Below are 18,840 nucleotides of genomic sequence, written 5' to 3' on the forward strand. Positions count from 1 at the left end.
CTATAAGTTCTTGATAATAATCATCTCCAATATTTTTATAATAATCTATAACTGCTTCGATACTACCAGTTTTAACTAATCTACCAATAGGGGTAAATGAAATATCTTGACTTATAAAGCATCGCCTTGCCTTTTTAATTTTGCAAGCATACCATTAGTTGTAAACTCAGGTGATAAACGGAAGGAAGATCTAGTATAGCTTCCTTACCTAGTAAATGTAATAGAAGCAATTTTTGTATTAAATGAATTTATATATAGATTTTTATCACTAAATATATCTAGATAATCTTCTTTAACAAACCAATAACTATTATTAAGTCATAATCCTTGACATATTTCAATAATTCCTTTTGTATCTTTTTCGTTTAAACCTAGTAGTTTGATACATATGCTCTATTTCTTAGAATAGTTCTTTTCTCCAAACATCGTTTGTATAATCCAATGAAAAATACAATGAATCATTATCAAATTAGTTTAAAATATAATTCATGAGAAACACATTCTTTTTATATAAAAAAACGAATAGATTGGTTATCTATTCGGTCAATTGCTTTATTGGTGGAGGTGAGGGGAATCGAACCCCTGTCCAAGCATAATCCCTCCAAAGCGTCTACAGTTTATCTCATTGAATTAATTTAATTAGGCTACAATCAATGAGCAATTTTCCACCTAACGAGCTTATGAGATTTTCGAAGTATTTAGCTAAGCAATAAATACCCTTATCCTATGAGTTTATGATACCAGTTAAATAGCTATAGGCACGCTAAATAGTGGCAGCTTTCATGTCTATGTCGACTAAGCGAAAGCGTAATTAGTTTGTCTGTTTCCAGTTATTTGTTTGTGCATTTAACGAATGCCTTCGACTGCAGCTAAGGTCAGACATACACCTGTCGAACCCAGGACACCCCCAGATCAGTAATTCTTAAGAGCTTTTTCAATTTCTCTTTTAGAATCTCTTTCTTTTAAATCTTGGCGCTTGTCGTATAATTTCTTACCGCGAGCAATTCCAATCTCCAATTTTACTTTACTTCCTGTATTAAAGTATAACTTAGTTGGTACAACTGTCAAGCCATCTTCTTTTAATTTATTTGAAATTTTTAAAATTTCTTTTTTATGAAGTAATAGTTTTCGATTACGTAACGGCTCATGATTAAATTGATTACCATGGCTATAAGGAGAAATGTGCATATTTTCAATATAAGCTTCATTATCTTTAATTCTTACAAAAGCATCTTTAAGATTTACATTACCTAAACGGACCGATTTAATTTCTGTTCCTTTTAGTTCAATCCCTGCTTCATATGTATCTAAGATAAAATAATCATGATAAGCTTTCTTGTTATTTGATACAATTTTCATGCCCATTTCCCCTTTCTGATTAATTAAGCGCGACGCTTAGATTTACCCTTTTTAGAGCGTTTAAAATGATTATTTGTAAAACGTGGTTCTTCATGACGCTTTTTACGACGATCATTCCGTTTTCGATTGTTTTTACGATCATTATCTTTGCGCTTATTTATTATAACAGTTTTTGTTGTCTTTTTGTTGGATTTCATGCCAACAATTTCAAAATCTACTGATTTATCTTTTTTAGATGCACTTGATACTCGAACTTTAACTCGATCAGACATCTTAAACACCTTGCCTGTTCGCTGACCAATATAACGAAGATTCTTCTCATCAAAGAAATAAAAATCATCAGTCAAATCAGTTACATGGACTAACCCATCAATTGTATTATCAAGTTCAACAAAGAAACCAAAATTAGTAACTGAACTAATAATTCCTTCAAATTCCTCACCAATTTGTTTTTCCATAAACTCCGCAATTTTCATATCATCAACTTCACGTTCAATCATAATCGCTTCACGTTCACGAGCCGAAGTTTGTAGTGCTATTTCAGGCATCAATTCTTGATAATGCATGATAGTACGACGATCTAAACGATTTTCGAACATGTACTTTCTAATTAAACGATGAACGATTAAATCTGGATAACGTCTAATTGGTGAAGTAAAATGTGTATAATATTCATCAGCTAATCCAAAGTGTCCTAGACACTGTTCATCATAACGCGCTTTTTGCATACAACGCAATAATAAAGTTGCAATAATTGTATGTTCCGGAGTATCCTTACTAACTTCTATGATATTGCTTAATTCACCCGGATAAACATTTTCTAATGAACCTTTGATTGTATAGCCTAAAGTTTTAGCAATTCCACTAAATTGTAATAACTTTTTCGGTTTAGGATTTTCATGAACCCGATAAATGAACGGCAGCTCTAACCATTTAAAATGCTCTGCAACTGTTTCATTTGCCAATAACATAAATTCTTCAATAATACGATCACTTGCCCCACGTTCTCTCAATACAACATCAGTAGTATTACCTTTACTATCAACTAGTACTTTTGCTTCTTTAACATCAAAATCAATCGCACCACGTCTAGCTTTTTTCGCTTGAAGAATCATTGCTAATTCCTGCATTAAGAAAAATAAATCTTTGACATGACTATACTGTAACTGAAGCGTCTGATCACCATCAAGAATTTTATTTACATTAGTATAAGTCATCCGTTCTGTCGAATTAATTACTGCTGGAACAATATCATGTTCTACAACCTCACCATTTTCATCAATTTCCATAAAACAAGAAATTGTGAAACGATCAACATGCGGGTTTAATGAACAAATGCCGTTTGATAACTTATGTGGCAGCATTGGGATAACACGATCAGCTAAATAAATTGATGTTCCACGTGCAAATGCTTCTTTATCAAGCGGTGATTCTTCTGTAACATAATAAGAAACATCGGCAATATGCACCCCTAAATGATAATGACCATTATCTAATTTTTTTAATGAAATACCATCATCTAAGTCTTTGGCGTCATCACCATCAATAGTAACAACGACCTCATCACGCAAATCAATCCGTTGACCAATATCAATTCCTTCCAAACTATCAGGAATATTCTCTATTTGATCATAGACAGCTTGAGGAAACTCAACTGGCGCATCGTGTTCATATACTATCGATAAGATATCAATCCCAGGATCATTGCGATGCCCTAAAATCTTTACAACATCACCTTTTAAAATCGGTTTATAAGTCTTAATTTCAACTTGAACTTTGTGTCCCGGCATCGCTCCGTGTAAATGAGCGCGATCTACAAAAATCGGTTTATCGAACATCGGATCATCAACATCAACAAAGCAATCACGTTTTCCTTTTTTGATTTCACCAACTAATCTTGTCTGTCCTCTTTTTATAACCCTGATAACTCGCCCCTCAGGACGTTCCTCATCACTGTGCTTCTTTAATTCAACTAATACAGTATCCTTATTAAACGCATCCTTTAAGTCATCGGGACTAATAAAAATATCTTTCTCTTGATCTTCAACGACTACAAACCCAAAACCACGTTTATTAATCGTTAATGTTCCTAGAATCATGCCAAACTGATTTGGAAGATAATAATGATTATATTTATTTCTAACTACTTTACCTTCATCTTCCAACTCATTCATAAGTTTAACTAAGTTTACAAATTTATCACTTTTATTACAATTTAATTTAGCAGCGATCAAATCAATAGAACGCTCTAAATAATTTTCATCACTTAACAATTCCAAAATCTTTTCTTTCATTCATTCACCTCCCGATTCCAAAATAAAAATAGGACCTTAGCCCTATTATTTATGACATTCTTAGAATGATTGCAATAACGAAAAATGCAATTGCTAAACCAGTAGTAACTCTTGTCATCACTAAATCTGCACCACGTTCTTTTTGCTGTGCAAACAAGTTTGAGCTTTGACCAGTTAAAGCATTTACAATTCCATCAGATTTACCACTTTGTAATAGACATAATATAATAAGTGCTATTGAAATAACAACTAATAAAACATTTAGAATAGTCCCAAACATAATATACCTCCTATTAGATACTTTGATACATCGCTAGAACATAATAACATAATATTTTTAAAATTACAATGATTTCATCGACACTTTAATCAAATCTTCTTGACAGCTGCCTACTATATTCTTTTCTCTAATACAATTACTGGTAAATCACCATATTTAGAATTACCAATCTCATTAAATCCACACTTTTTCCAAAATACTAAACCAGCTTCATTCCTCACTAAACAAGCCAATTGGATCCGTTCACAACGTCGCTTAAATTTTTTTAAACAGTCATTAAACAGCCTCTTCCCCAATCCACAATTTTGTTTATCCTGATCAATTAAAAATAATCCAATCCATACACATTCATCATCATGAATCATCGAATAACGATAGCCATATTGATAATCGACTAATCCAACTAGTTCACCTTCTAAATAACATTTTTCTATATAATGATCTATTTCATCAAAACCGTCAGGACATCGCATCTCATTAATAAGATATTCTCTAGTAACTACCTGTCCTTCCAAAGAATAATAATTCTTTTGACGTAAATGAAATTCAATCAATTCATTATCAATATTCTCTACTTTTAAATAACTAAGCATTATCAACACCAACTACATAAAAACGATCATTATCTAAAACTAAAACTATATTTACACTTTTAGGTAATTCGTCAACCTTACGATTGAATTCCATTGAGATTAATACGTTATAATATTCATTATCATCTAGATCATCAATCACTACCTTAGATGGTGCAAAAGAAATAATTTCATAATTCTTAACTTCTAATTTTGGATACGTTTCTCTATATGTATAAAATGATTTTGAAGCAAATGAGCTAAATTCACTCTGCAAGCTTGGATAAATATAATCTAAACCACCAATTTCACCATCTTTTTTATCTTTTAAAGTAAAATAATCAACAGCAAAATAAGATGCTACTAATTGACATTCCTCGCTTGTTAAATTATTTTTATAAGCTTTATCAAGTCGAACATATATATCATTTAAAAGCTCATTTCCTTCCTCATGTATATACGGCGTCTCAACAGGAACCGTCGCAGGGTTATTTTTAGAAGCTCCTTCACGACTATAAAGAATATAAGTACCTGCTCCCCCAATTACTATGAGTAAACAACAAAGCATTACAACATGATCAATAACTTTTCGTTTTTCACTGCGATTAGCCCGATATCTTTCTAAGAATTTAATCTTAGGCAAGCGGTCGCTCTGAATAAAGACATTTGCTAATGTTAATACCGGTTTATACTTTTGACTTACCATACTTGTTGTTTCAATGAATAATTCAAAAATAAACATTAGAATGACAAACATTAAAGTTCCTAAAGTTGCATCATATAGATAAATATATGATGTTAAAGAGAACAAAAAAGTAACACCGTATAAAACTAAAACACTTTTACGATGCCCTAGTTTCAATTTGAACATTAAATTATGATGTAAATGCGCCCGATCAGCTTCACTAAATTTTTTATGATTAACTTTTCGTCGAATGATTGCAATCAACGTATCCATTATCGGAACCATCAAAACAACAATCGGTGCCCCTAAGGTAAAAAATGTCGATACATTATAACCAAAACCTAATAATGAAATAACAGAAATCATAAAACCAATATATAAAGCACCACAATCTCCTAAAAAAATCTTAGCTGGATGAAAATTATAAAATAAAAATCCCATAATTGCCCCTGCTAAAACTAATGACAACGAAGCAATATCAGTTCTTCCACTCGTAAGCGAAGTCATTGAAACAGTAAACAAGACAATAATTGATATTCCAGATGACAATCCATCTAATCCATCAATTAAATTGATTGCATTAGTAATCCCTACAATCCATAAAACTGTTATAACCCCTGGAATAATCGGTGGCCAATTACTCGGCATAAAATCAAAACCTTTTAAATATATATCACCATATACAATAACAATCAGTGCTGCAATCAATTCAACTGCTAATTTCGTTTTCGGTGATAAATCATGAACATCATCAATCAAACCTACAAAGAATACCAAGAAACCAGCAATTAGAATTGCATTGATTTGAGGATCAGTCTTTAAAAAGATGACCGCCCCAATTAAGGAACTGATGTAAATTGCATATCCACCGATTCGAGGTACTTCGACCTTATGAACTGTTCGCTTATTTTTGTGTGCTACGATTCCTAATTCTTTACCCGCCTTCATAACTAGCGGAATTAGAATGGCTGAAACGATCATAGTTACAACAAATGACATAATCAAACTAGGATTCATCTTTTCACTTCCTATCTTTTGTATATTATCAATTATTTTTGCATAAAATACAAGACAAAACCAATAAATAGTTTTATAATAATGGTGTTAAGGAGGAAAACGAAATGCATAAATTAGGAATATCAGTATACCCTGATAAATCACCAAAAGAAGAGGTATACGCTTATATGGAAAAAGCCGCTAAATTAGGGTTTAGTAGAATCTTTACTTGTTTCTTATCAATCCCTGAAGATAAGCGCGAAAGTTATTTAGTAGAATTTAAAGAATTCATGGATAAGGCTCATGAACTAGGGTTCGAAGTAGCAGCTGATACTAACCCTGAAGTATTTAAAATTATTGGAGCTACACCAGGAAATTTAAAACCATTTGCTGATTTAGGATTAGACATCATCCGTTTAGACGGAAACTTTGGGACACAAGGTGATATCCAGATCACACGTAATCCATATGGTATTAAAATTGAATTCAATGCCAGCATGGACATGGGTGTTGAATTACTAATTAATCATGGTGGAAATAAAGATCAAATGATCATGTGCCACAACTTCTTCCCTGAACGTTATTCAGGATTAGATTTCAATCTATTCATGGAATATAACCGTTATTGGAAAGAATTAAACTTACATACAGCTGCTTTTGTTTCTAGCAACAACGCTAATACAATTGGACCATGGGAAGTATTCTGTGGTTTACCTACAGTCGAAATCATGAGAGGTTTACCAATCGACTTACAAGCTCGTACATTATTAGCAACTGGTGACGTTGACGATATCTTAATCGGAAACTATCCGGCTACTGATGAAGAGTTAGAAGCTTTATCAAAAATTAATTATCAAGCAATTGAAATTCGTGTTGATGAAGTACCTGAAATTACTGACAATGAAAAATTGATCATGTATGATTTTGCCCCTCATTGGGATCGTTATGATCACTCATCATTCATGTTACGTTCTTCAATGCCAAGAGTTAAATTTAAAGAAAAAGCTACAGTTCAAGATTCTGGATTTACTTCAAATACAGAAATCGCAGGCAGTAAATCAATCCCTCATCATGATTGTGGTAAAAAAGTGTTCACACGTGGTGATGTCTTGATTGTTAATGATAACTTAGCTCATTATCGTGGTGAATTGGAAATTGTTTTAACAGAAATTCCAAATGATGGTGAACGTAATTTAGTAGCAACAGTTAAAGAAGAAGAAATGATATTATTAGATTTTGTAACACCTGGTCATCACTTCGTTTTAAAAAAATAGTAAAAAATAAAACCGAGAATTTCATTTGAAATTCTTGGTTTTTTTATCCAAATAAATCATTTAAAACTTTTTCAAGTCCATTATTATGAACCGAATCACAAACCAAATCGCTAACAGCTTTTAATTCATCAACAGCATTTCCCATTGCAACTCCTGTTCCAACTGTTTGAATCATCTCTAAATCATTTAAACCGTCGCCAACAAAGTTTGTTAAAATCTCTGGAATAAAAGCATAAGGACGACCACTTGCTAAAAATAACAAATAACCTCGTTCTTGTAATTCCTTCATTTTTCGTTGGGCTCCGGCTGGAATTTCTGGCAATCCCCCATGCGTATCTGTTAATGTTCCATCAATATCAAAAAATAGTACTTTTGTCATATATCCACCTCATTTTTTTATTATAGCAAAACCGCCAGATAACTAGCGGCTTTTTACTATTTTGGAAAATCTCCTTTTTTCTTTTTTGTCATTAAAATCGCAGCAATTATCGAAACAAATGGAACTGTTAGAATGACTCCCAATGACCCTGCAATACCTTGAATGATCTCAATTCCCATATCATAGGAATTGAACATTTGTAAAAACGGCATATCATAAGCATAAAAAACAACTAATGTACTTAAAGAGCCACCTGTAAAAGCTAAAATTAAAGTATTTGACATCGTTCCCATCATGTCTCCACCTATTTTAATACCACTTTTAAATAAATCTTTACGTGAGATACTAGGATTGTGATATTTAATTTCCTCAATCGTAGTTGAAATTGACATAGCTACATCCATTACTGCTCCAAGCGAAGCAATTAAAATACCTGAAAATAAAAGACCACTAATATCTAATTTACTGTTTTGTCCAATATAAAGTAACGTTTCAATATCATTAACATTATAGCCGCTAACATGCCCAAGTGCCCCAAAACTGCTTGCAAAGATTCCTGCTACAACGACCCCCGCAATCGTTCCTAGTACCGAACATAAAGTTTTCATTGAAAAGCCACCTATAAAATACATTGTTACAAGAGTCGTTAAAACAACTACAGCAACTGCACTAAAAAACGGTGAAAAACCTAAATACAACATCGGCAGATATAAAAAGATAATACAAATAAATGTAAAAATTAATCCTAAAGCTGAGGTAAAACCTTTTCGTTTACCGATTACAACTAATAAAATCAAAAAAATTGCGACCATTGTATATAGTGTATTAGTGCGATCATAATTATAAACACTAGCACTTAAGGTTCCATTATATTCACTAAGCTGCACTATCACCCTAGTTCCCACCTTACAATCAGCACCGTACAAATAACTATCAATATTCGTAGTCTCTACTATTTGACCTTTATAATCACCTGACAAAATCTCCGTATTCACTATTTGCGTTCCTTGCTGAAGTCCATTTTCTGTACGATTTTCAGATATAATTTCAGTCACTCGGGCTTTTTCAAATACAGCACCTTCTTGATCCATCAATGGTGTTTTTTCAACAGCATTATTAAAAAAATATAAAAAAATTAAAAATGCTAAAATTGCCAGCCAGACTCCAAAATGACCTATTTTTTCTTTTTTACTTAACTGTTTAAATTCTTTTAATAACTCTTTCATAACTTCTCCCATATATAAAACAAGACAGAACAAGCTCTGTCTTGTTTATTTCATTATTTATCTTGACTATTCTTCAATTTTTCTTTTTTTAAATAATTTTGTTCCAGCAATTCCTAGCAATGATACGAAAGCAGTAATACCTGCTAAATTGATTGACGTATCATCACCAGTTTTTACTTTGCTGCTAGTTGTTTTTACTGGTGTTTTACTTGGCGTTGTTGAAGGAGTAACAATTGGAGCTGTTGTAATATCCTCAGTATTTTTCTTTGCTAAAAATTCATTTGTCACTGTATCTAATTGTGTACTCAATTCATTTAATGCAGTCTTAGTAATAGTTGCTTCATTGAAGTCAACTTTTAAAGCTGCAATTGATTTCTTGAAAGCATCTACATCTGCTCTAGTATACTGATCTTTTTTATCTCCGATACTAATTTGTGCTAAAGTACTTCCAATTTGATCAAATTTAGTCTGTACTTCAGCAAACTCAGCTTTTGTCACGACTTCGTTTTTAGCTGTTGCTAATTTATTATATGCTTCATCGATAGTTGCAGTTGTAACAGCTTTATTACTATCATTTTCATATAACGTTTTGTCTAATAAAGATGAATACCCTCGTTTTAAGGCAGTACTATTTTCATTTGCAAAACCATTTTGGGCATAACCGTAATAATTTAATGGATCACTTGTAGTATTCCATTTATTTTGTAATTCTGTTTCAGCTGTACTATCATCACGTGTGTCTAAAGCAGTATTTACAGCTATTAAAGCTTCATCGATTCTATTTTTAGAGCCACTTGTTACATTGACTGTATCAATCGCAGCTACTTCATTCTTCATTTCTTCAATTGATTTAGCATTACCATCTTTTGATAAAGTTACATCATTTGCATATTTTTGACCATTGTAATCATAAGTTTTAATTGTTAAAGAATCTCCACTAAAATCAATTGTTGAAAAGGTTGGTTCTGGTGTATTAGAACGTTCAGCAATATAATATTGTTTAACTGTATTCAATGTGTAAAATTTACTTCCTGAAGCAGATCCTGCGGCAATATATAATGTTCCTTCTGGATTATATGCTTTACTAGCATTTTCACTAACACCGTCGGTTTCAATTACCTTTCCATCTAGAATTTGATAAGTACGAGCGTAAGAATGATCGTGACCTGTTAAACATAAATCAATGTTAAATTCATCCATTAATGGCGCAAATAAAATTCTTAAGTTAGCCCCATCAACATCTGAGTGCGGTGAACCAGAACCATAGATATCATGATGGAATAAAACCACTTTCCACTTTGCATCTTCATGACTAGCTACAGCTTCTTTCATTAACTGACGATGTTCTTCAACATTACGACTATTACTATTTAAACTAATAAATAGAGTATCTCCATAGCTATAATAATAATCTCCACCAGATTCTGTAGAACCTAATGTACTTGCATTAGGATTATTATAATGAAGACTGTAATCATCGACCATTGACTCATGATTACCAATCGTTGTTGCTAATGGTGTACTTCTCAACACATCAGGATATAAGAAACCTGCATATTCTTGTTCTCTTATAATCTCTCCAGAACCATTAGTTCCGCTTGATGAATAATCAATTTGATCTCCTGCTGATAAAATGAAGCTAGCATTTTCTGCAATGCCTCCAGCTCCTAATGCTTTTTGCAATGTCTTATTCCATGCATAGGTATTAACTGCAATATCAGTATCATCTTGAGTACCTTGTCCGTTACTTCCAGAAGCTCCAATTTGTGGATCTCCTACTAATACTGCCTGATAATCACTAAAACTGTGTGTTTTGTAAGTATATGTATCACTCCAATCAACACCGTTTGTACTATATTGGTAATAGTAAGTCATATTTTCCACTAGATAATCTTTAAGTGCTACCTTATTACTAGCAGTATAGTTTTTGAAACTATTGTTCTTGTTAATCTTGTCAGCACTGCCCGTTACAGTTTTTGCTCCTGACATATCTTGATTGGTAGAAATTTTTACTGTTGGTGTTCCCGTTTCTTCTGAGTACCAGGCAAAATTTAGATCAGTTGCTTTTGCTCCCGGTGTCAATACAATTTTTCCAGTATCCATTTCACCGGATTCTTGATTATTCCATTGGTTATTATACCAATCATTATAATCACTAGTACTAGTCAGCCCATTATTTAGTTTTTGTGTTCCATCATTACCTTGATATTCACCATAAGCAGATAATGGTACCATTGCCAAACTAGAAAAGGCTGATACTGTTGCCAAAGAAACAATAATACGTTTTTTCAAATTCTCATTCATGTCATAGTCCCCTTTTTTTAAGTTATAAATCTGTACTACGCCACCTATTTTACACACTGAGATTTTAGCGTCAACGAAGTTTACAAACACTTTATCAACTTAACTAAAACCATAAAAAAGACGATTATAGTTAAGCAAAACTTAACCAAATCGTCACTTTCTTTTGATTGAAATTATTATCTAAATCTAATTATACTCTATCAGTACATCATCTCGCCTTTTTTCTTCTGATATACTCTATTCCCCCTAAAGTTACAACCATACCGATTAGTCATGTTCCAATTATCATGTTATCACCAGTTTTAGCTGCCTGTTCATTTCCTTTTGGAGTTTTCGGCTGTTCTGGTTCTACCAGTGTTACTTTACTCTTCTTTTTTAATCCTTCGTATGCTGTCTGTAGTTTTTCTGCCAGTTTTGCACATACTATATCATTTTCGAAATCAAAAAATGGCAAATACACTTCTTGGTCAGCTCTTGCACCGGTTCTAAGGCGCATTTGATTAACCCCGATTTTCCCAACTGCTCCAGAACCATTCCAGTTCAATGAAATATATGTAATCTTACTTGGATTATCAACTTGATAAATTGCGTATCCATTTTTTTGACCTGAACTTATTATTGAACCATTATTTTTAGGAACCAGCGTTGTTGAAATCCAAGTAGGAAAAATATCTATAAAACTATCAACTAAAGATAAATTTCCATAATAAATCTAAGCTGATGGTGCTTCAGTATCAAAGTTATCTACCAAGGTTTTAGAATTTTCGAACTCCTTAACTCTTGTTGTAGATAGCGAAGAAATTATTAAGCACACAATAAATACAAGCTTTACTGCTCTTTCCCATCTCAATTTAATCACTCCGTTATGATAATCTTATTAATCTTTGATTTGGTATCCCAGACTTTTACTTTTTATTATATTTATTTATGAAATATGGTTTCATAAATAAAAAACGATATGGTTAAAATAAACTTCCATATCGTTTTAATAATTATTTAAATTTATCTATTGCAATGCTTGATTGACGATGATCAATTAGATTATCGGTTTCAATCTTATAATTTAAATTATCCTCATAATTTTTAGAAAATACACAACCATAAATAATATCTAACAATAAATGTAGTGAGAGAGTCGAAGAAAAAGTTGCGATTTTAGAATAAATAAATTCTGATGAATTTAAATATAAGACTCTTTGGGTATATTTTACAAGACGATTTTCTCCAAATGAAGTTATTGCAATTGCAGGAATCTTACGTCGATATAAAATCTTCGCTGCTTCAATTACTTCTTCTGTTTCTCCGGAATAAGAAATTAAAATAGCCAAATGTTCTGAAGTACTTTGAGCAGCTTGAAACAACTGTTCATTGATCATTTGTGAAATCCGCACATCTTTACCTATTCTAAACATCTTATACTGAAAGTCACTTGCAATTCTAAGTGGACCTGAAACCCCATAAATATCAATGACCTTCGCTTTAGTAATCATCAAAACAACTAGCCTTAATTCTTCTAAATCTAAATTTTTCATTGTAATATCAATGCTTTCTTTTGATAGATTAGCAATATTGCTAGCCACAGTATAAACACTATCAGTTCCTTTAAAAGGGTAGTTTGCATTAATATCATCATTGCTAAGACGACTATATTGTAATTGAGCTGCTAATGCAATTTTAAAATCATTATATCCTTCATATTCAAGTTTTCGACAAAAACGAACAATACTAGCTGGAGAAGTAAATGTTGCTTTGGCTAATTCTTTAGTTGACATGTTTAATACTTTTTCACCATTTTCTAAAACGTATTTACCTAAGATCCGTTCTACTGATGAAAAGTTATTTGCCAATTCAATTTTCTTTAATAACCCCATATTACTCCTCCATCTATAAGTGGTTAAGAACTACTTTCTCTATTTAACCCCATTTTTATTTTTCTAAACTCCTTCTTTTATTTAGGAATATAACTACCATTACGGCTGCTGACATTGTGATTAACCATGTTCCAATTATCATGTTATCACCAGTTTTAGCTGCCTGTTCATCTCCTTTTGGAGTTTCCAGTTGTTCTGGTTCTACCAGTTTTACTTCACTCTTCCTTTCTAATCCTTCGTATGCTGTCTGTAGTTTTTCTGCCAGTTTTGCATATCTTACTTGGTCTACCCCTTCTAACAGCTCTTCTTTGATCTCTTTTATTACTCTTTCTAATTCCTTTACACTTGCTTCACTGTATCCGCTCAGATCCATCTCTTCAATTCGTTTTATTAATTCTTCTACACTTCCCGGCTCATGATTCAGTTTTAAGCTGCTGTATTTTTCATTAAGTCCTGCCAGTTCTTCTTGCAACTCTTCATTCGTAATATTTTCATTCTTTAATGCTTCTTTTGCCTCTGCTATCTGTTCTTTTAAGCGAGCTGCGGTCGCTTCACTGTATATGCTCAGATCTTCTTTTTCTATTTCTTCAATCCGATCTTTTAGATTGTCATAATTGATCTGTTCCACTAATCCCAATTTTGCCTCATACAGTGCTTGAACTGCATCATTTACTTCTGCTTCACTGGCATCTTCGTTTTCACTGACTGTCTCTGCTTTTTCTAATGCTTTTTCCACTCTTGCCACTGATACTTCGGTATATACTTTGGTATCAAGTTCTTCTAGTTCTTTAATCAGCGCATCAAGTGTCTTTTTATCACTTTTGATCTCTAATCCCTTAAATGCTGCTTCAAGATTTTCTCCTGCTTTTTCAACTTCACTGACTAACAGTACTTCTGCATTTAGACTTTCCTTGACTGCCTGCAATTTCTCTTTAAATGTTTTAACTGTACCTGGTTTATATACTGTCCAGTCTGTTTCTTCGATTTCTTTGATTCGTTTTTCCAACAGCTCATATTTATCTCTGCTACCTTTAACCGTCACTTTGATTTCATCAGTATTTGCACTGTCTTCACTGCCGTCTTTAGATACAGTTACAATAAGTGCCACTTCTTGATCTTCAACCGGTAAGTTAACACTTCCGTCTTTGGCAATAACTTTTTCCAGATCAGAACTGAATACACTGAAGCTGTAGCCGTCAACTGTCGGGAAGTCCACACGACCATTTTCAACAGTTAATGATGTCAGCTCCTGAGCAATCTTACGGGCATTATCTTTAACAACAGTAATTTCTTTAGTTATTTTTTGACCGTTGACATTGGCAGTAATTGTTGCTGTTCCTTCACCAACAGCAATCATCTGATTGTTTTTACAAACAACAACGAACCCATTGCTTGAAGTATATGAAGCATCCTGATATGTTGCATCATCAGGAGTTACAACTACATCAAGTGCTGTATTTTCACCAAGATACAGTTCTGATGACATTTCTTTAAATTCAACACTACTTGCTAATTTTAAATCTGAATTATTATAAATTTCAAATTCATAGATTGAATAACCATACTTAGTTGCTGGTGTTAATCCCTGCATTCTTACATATCTTGCTTCAACCGGATCAAATGAAATCTCATTAGTTAATTTATTTTTATCCTCATCACGTAATTTTTCAACTATATCATATTTTGAACCATCAGTAGACACTTCAATATTAAAATCTGTTGCTCTTGCTGATTCCCAATAAAGTTTAACATTATCAACAGTTGTCACTTCACCTAAATCAATTGTAATTTGTTCTTTAGTGATTGATGTCCCATCTTTAGAAACCCAGCGTGTATCATAATCACCATCATTAACCAGTTTACCTGTTGGATTTTTATTCCATTGATTTGTTTCTGTTGAAGCACTAACATCTTTATTTAATGCCATATTTTCACCAAGAACATTAATCACACTCGTAGCATAAATTTCATCATTATATTTTGCATAGATAATTGTACTCCCTACCTTTTTAGCAGTAACGATACCATTTTGATCTACACTTGCAATATCTTCGTCACGGCTTGACCAAGTTAATTGCTCGTCTGCATATAATGGTGCTAATTTTTTAACTAAAGTTTTGCTTTGTCCTACATTAATAGATAACTCTTTTTGATCTAAAGTAACATTTGTTACTTCAACATTTTCAATTGGATTATAAATAATCTTTGTTTTTCCTAACATTGGACAATAAATTATTTCATCATTTTTCAATTCTAACTTAATATAATTTACATTATCACCTAACTCTTTAGTCGATACTTCATATAAATAATATTCAGTTGAACTAGCTGCTTTACCTGCATTTACAACATTTTTCTCTACTTTATTATAAGTTAATCCGTCACTAGAAACATAAATATCTACTGAATCATTTACAAATGAACCATTTTTATAGATTTCAAAAGTAGCTTTTTCAATATCACTTAAAGCATAAACAATACTTTGATTACTATCTGATAATTTTTTAATCCTTGTTTTATCAGTGAAATTTGATGATTTAGGATCATCAAAAGCAAATTCACCATATTGATACATTTTACTAAAATCTTCAATTTCATCTACAAAATAACCATTAATAATATTAATATGACTATAAGCACTAACATCAGTATCTTTAGCAGTTGCTACAACGACAACTTCTCCTTTAGCCTTAGCAGTCAATATCCCATCTGGACTTATTGTTGCAAGTTCAGTTGGTTTTCCCTCAAGAGATAATACTTTCCAGCTTACTTCTTGGCTGGCAATACTTGGAAGTACTTCTGCTTTAAACTGTAATTCTTGTCCTTTAACAATAAATTCATTATGACTTTGAATATCGATTTGTGATGCTCCCTGGTAATCATAATATATTGATCCACCAGCATATTGAGGATCATATGTTTTATAACCTGACTTACTTGTGATCGTTACCCGTAAATATTGATATCCATCATCTTTTATTACCGCTTTATTTTTAATTGTATATGGATACCAGCCAGAACTTAATTTACTTCCTTGAATAAACTCACATTCAACTGGTGACCAGCTATCACCATTTTGAGAAACTTCTACTACAAAATTTCCAGATTTATCAAGATTATTATTTAATGAATATGCACTAAATTCAAAATCATAAATGTTATTTGCTTGATATGTAATAATTCCTGGTTTACCATTTGCATTACTATCACTTCTTTTAACTGTTTTATCACCATTAAAATTAGCTGAATTATCATCTTTTATAATATCTTGATAAGATAAAGCAACTCCATTTTCAAGGTCATTTAACTCATCAACTAAAATACTAGAACTTGTTGCCTTAAATACTAATGTATCCTGTATTTCTGGTTTTCCTTTTAAATTACCAATCACTTTAAATTGACCAGCTTTTTTTACTGTTAAAAGTCCATTTTCATCAATTAATGCTTTATCACTAGCATTACCAAAATAATCAACAACTGACCATTCCATTTCACCTTTTGAAATAGATGGAATATAATTAGCTGCTAATTGATAAGACTTACCAACTTCTAATTGGTTAGCATTAGTAGTTTCATAAATTTCAACCTTTTCAACATCAGTTGTTTGACCAGTTGTAAAACTCATTGGATGACTTTCACCCTCATATCCTAAAGAAGTTAAGATCATACATGATTTTGCTGGTAAAGTGACATTAACACCATCCTTAAGATTAGCATTTTCAATTGTGCCATATTGTAACAATTGACCCTTTTCATTGACCGGTCTAGTTTTCCCATCAATTTCACCATCATAATAGAAATATTGATTAAGATCAACTTTACTAGCTGCATTAGGCATATTTACTTCTAATGTTTTTTGAGATGATGAATTATTAACAACTGCAATACTAATATCACCTTTATCATCTGCAACTGGAATAATTCCTGATGTAACTCTTAACTGATCAACATAACTGTCTGTAGTTTCAAGAATCTTTGTTCCAGATGGAAAATAACGGCATAACATTGACCAAGTATAATACCATGGTTTTAGATTCTCATCACTTGCTTTTACTGTATTAGCTCTTCCCGTAACATTATGCTCAGCATTTTGAGCTGCCATTTCTTCACCAAGTTCATTCCAAAATCCCCATATCTTGATATCATTATCAATTGAAGGATCTCCTGTTGGCGTATGGACAACATAATCTCTACCTTCTTCTGTTGTTGCAGCAGGTCCATATTGATCTTTGAAATTATTAACAATATCATTATGCTGAACATGCATACTATCTTCAAAGCCCCATACGCTACCAAATTTTAATCCCGCACGAATAGCTTGGACACCATAATCAAAAATATCCACTCCATAATCGTATTTTCTCGCATTCAATTGCGAATCTCCAGGACCAGTTCCTGAAATTCCCATTTCACCCAAAGCAAATCCTTCCTCAGCAACTTCAGGATCAAGACTTTCAGCCTGTTCTTTCCAAGTCTTTAATTTCTTTTCAATAAGTCCACTTTCTACCTCACTTTGTGGGGCATATCTATGCACTTCTGTTAATTCTATTTTATCTTTCATCTCATCACTTGTTGCTTGATTTATCCAAGCTTCTTGTGAATCATAAACATCCGGCCCTACAATTTTGATATTTTCAATTTTTTCTATACCAGAACTGTCCATTTCATTTCTTAAATTAGTAATTGCCTGCTTCCATTGATCATATACATATTCATTTGTGACATCACCATGATCTCGTTTATAATAATTTGGTTCATTAATCATGTTATAGTATTTAATACAAGTATAACCTTTATCAACAATCAAATGCTCTAAACAATCACCAATCATCCTTGCCCATGTAGGACTACTCCAATTTACCGTTTTTCCATGATCATCGTAAGATAAATATCCTCTTTCACTAATACTTCTCCATTCACCTAACATGATTGGAATATCATTTTGTTGAGCAAAATCTAAAATTTTATAAACACGCTTCATCATAACAGACTCCCAATCATAAATCGGAGTTCCATCGTCTTCAAAGCCAATACAATAACTGTCCCCATCATGGAGCATGACCCGCATCACATTAGGGCTTAAAAAGCTTGCTTTTTCATAAAAAGATGACCATTGTTCATCAGTGTAATCAAATAAATCACTAGGATCCCATTGTACCCCAAATCCTTCAAAATCTTTAGTTAATACATTATCACTGTTAATATAAACTTTTGAATCCAGTTTAGGGGTATTATCAACGGCTTTTACTGGTCCAATTCCAGAACTAGCAACTACCGCTAATGATAATAATGAAGTCAAAAATCGCTTAAATTTCCTATTCATAGTATTCCTTTCTCCTTTATATTTTTCCCTCATAAATTAATTAAATTTTTCTCCTCCTTACTAATCTCTATTTATACTTTTAGTTTAATTGTCTAAACAATGATTGTAAACACTTACACAAATAGTTGCAATCTCCTTTCAAACTTTTATTATTTTATTGGGCAATTTATGAAATGATATTTCATAAACACGAAACAAGAAGTTTTGCAATATATAATTCTTCGCTTATCCAAAAAATTAAATATTAAAAATTGTGATTATTAAATTCAATTTTGAT

12 protein-coding genes and 1 other RNA gene are annotated in these 18,840 nt (G+C 32.2%); 1 reads left to right on the forward strand and 12 read right to left on the reverse strand.

Going from position 1 to position 18,840, the window contains the following annotated elements; genetic code table 11:
• Positions 1-556: 556 nt before the first annotated feature.
• From ssrA to KTF99_RS10110, 6 genes are all read right to left on the reverse strand, one after another.
• Positions 557-909: a transfer-messenger RNA gene (gene ssrA, locus KTF99_RS10085) on the reverse strand.
• Positions 910-912: 3 nt separating this feature from the next.
• Entirely contained in the window at positions 913-1,365 is a 453-nt protein-coding gene (smpB, locus tag KTF99_RS10090; protein WP_081723950.1) for an SsrA-binding protein SmpB, read from the reverse strand.
• A gap of 17 nt (positions 1,366-1,382) precedes the next feature.
• Complete coding sequence (gene rnr, locus KTF99_RS10095) at positions 1,383-3,653, reverse strand: ribonuclease R (RefSeq protein WP_008791202.1); 2,271 nt, start codon at positions 3,651-3,653, stop codon at positions 1,383-1,385.
• Positions 3,654-3,702: 49 nt separating this feature from the next.
• Positions 3,703-3,933 carry a preprotein translocase subunit SecG gene (gene secG / locus KTF99_RS10100; RefSeq protein ID WP_003535816.1) on the reverse strand — a complete coding sequence of 77 codons (231 nt, stop codon included), beginning with the start codon at positions 3,931-3,933 and terminating at the stop codon, positions 3,703-3,705.
• A 113-nt stretch (positions 3,934-4,046) separates the two neighbouring features.
• Positions 4,047-4,526: a GNAT family N-acetyltransferase gene (locus KTF99_RS10105; RefSeq protein ID WP_008791201.1), complete on the reverse strand. Its 480-nt coding sequence runs from the start codon at positions 4,524-4,526 to the stop codon at positions 4,047-4,049.
• Positions 4,519-6,207: an MraY family glycosyltransferase gene (locus KTF99_RS10110; RefSeq protein ID WP_003535811.1), complete on the reverse strand. Its 1,689-nt coding sequence runs from the start codon at positions 6,205-6,207 to the stop codon at positions 4,519-4,521. The genes KTF99_RS10105 and KTF99_RS10110 overlap by 8 nt, the downstream gene beginning before the upstream one ends.
• Positions 6,208-6,311: 104 nt before the next feature.
• On the opposite strand from KTF99_RS10110, the gene KTF99_RS10115 reads away from it, so the two are divergent.
• Entirely contained in the window at positions 6,312-7,460 is a 1,149-nt protein-coding gene (locus tag KTF99_RS10115; RefSeq protein ID WP_003535809.1) for a DUF871 domain-containing protein, read from the forward strand.
• Positions 7,461-7,503: 43 nt separating this feature from the next.
• Here KTF99_RS10115 and KTF99_RS10120 read toward each other — a convergent pair whose 3' ends face one another.
• From KTF99_RS10120 to KTF99_RS10145, 6 genes are all read right to left on the reverse strand, one after another.
• Positions 7,504-7,839 carry an HAD family hydrolase gene (locus tag KTF99_RS10120; protein ID WP_217215549.1) on the reverse strand — a complete coding sequence of 112 codons (336 nt, stop codon included), beginning with the start codon at positions 7,837-7,839 and terminating at the stop codon, positions 7,504-7,506.
• A 56-nt stretch (positions 7,840-7,895) separates the two neighbouring features.
• Complete coding sequence (locus KTF99_RS10125; protein WP_008791199.1) at positions 7,896-9,065, reverse strand: YibE/F family protein; 1,170 nt, start codon at positions 9,063-9,065, stop codon at positions 7,896-7,898.
• 66 nt (positions 9,066-9,131) lie between these two features.
• On the reverse strand, positions 9,132-11,369 hold the full coding sequence (locus tag KTF99_RS10130; protein ID WP_008791198.1) for a purple acid phosphatase family protein: 2,238 nt from the start codon (positions 11,367-11,369) through the stop codon (positions 9,132-9,134).
• Between the two features lie 271 nt (positions 11,370-11,640).
• A complete protein-coding gene (locus KTF99_RS10135) occupies positions 11,641-11,913 on the reverse strand; it encodes a hypothetical protein (protein WP_029480875.1) in 273 nt (90 codons plus the stop codon).
• Positions 11,914-12,361: 448 nt separating this feature from the next.
• Positions 12,362-13,240 (reverse strand): MurR/RpiR family transcriptional regulator, encoded by an 879-nt coding sequence (locus KTF99_RS10140; RefSeq protein ID WP_003535794.1) that lies wholly within the window; start codon positions 13,238-13,240, stop codon positions 12,362-12,364.
• 55 nt (positions 13,241-13,295) lie between these two features.
• Entirely contained in the window at positions 13,296-18,563 is a 5,268-nt protein-coding gene (locus KTF99_RS10145; RefSeq protein ID WP_254210133.1) for an Ig-like domain-containing protein, read from the reverse strand.
• Positions 18,564-18,840 lie beyond the last annotated feature (277 nt).

Source organism: Erysipelatoclostridium sp. MSK.7.34 (assembly GCF_019041935.1).
In the GTDB taxonomy this organism is placed as follows: Bacteria; Bacillota_I; Bacilli_A; order Erysipelotrichales; family Coprobacillaceae; genus Thomasclavelia; species Thomasclavelia ramosa.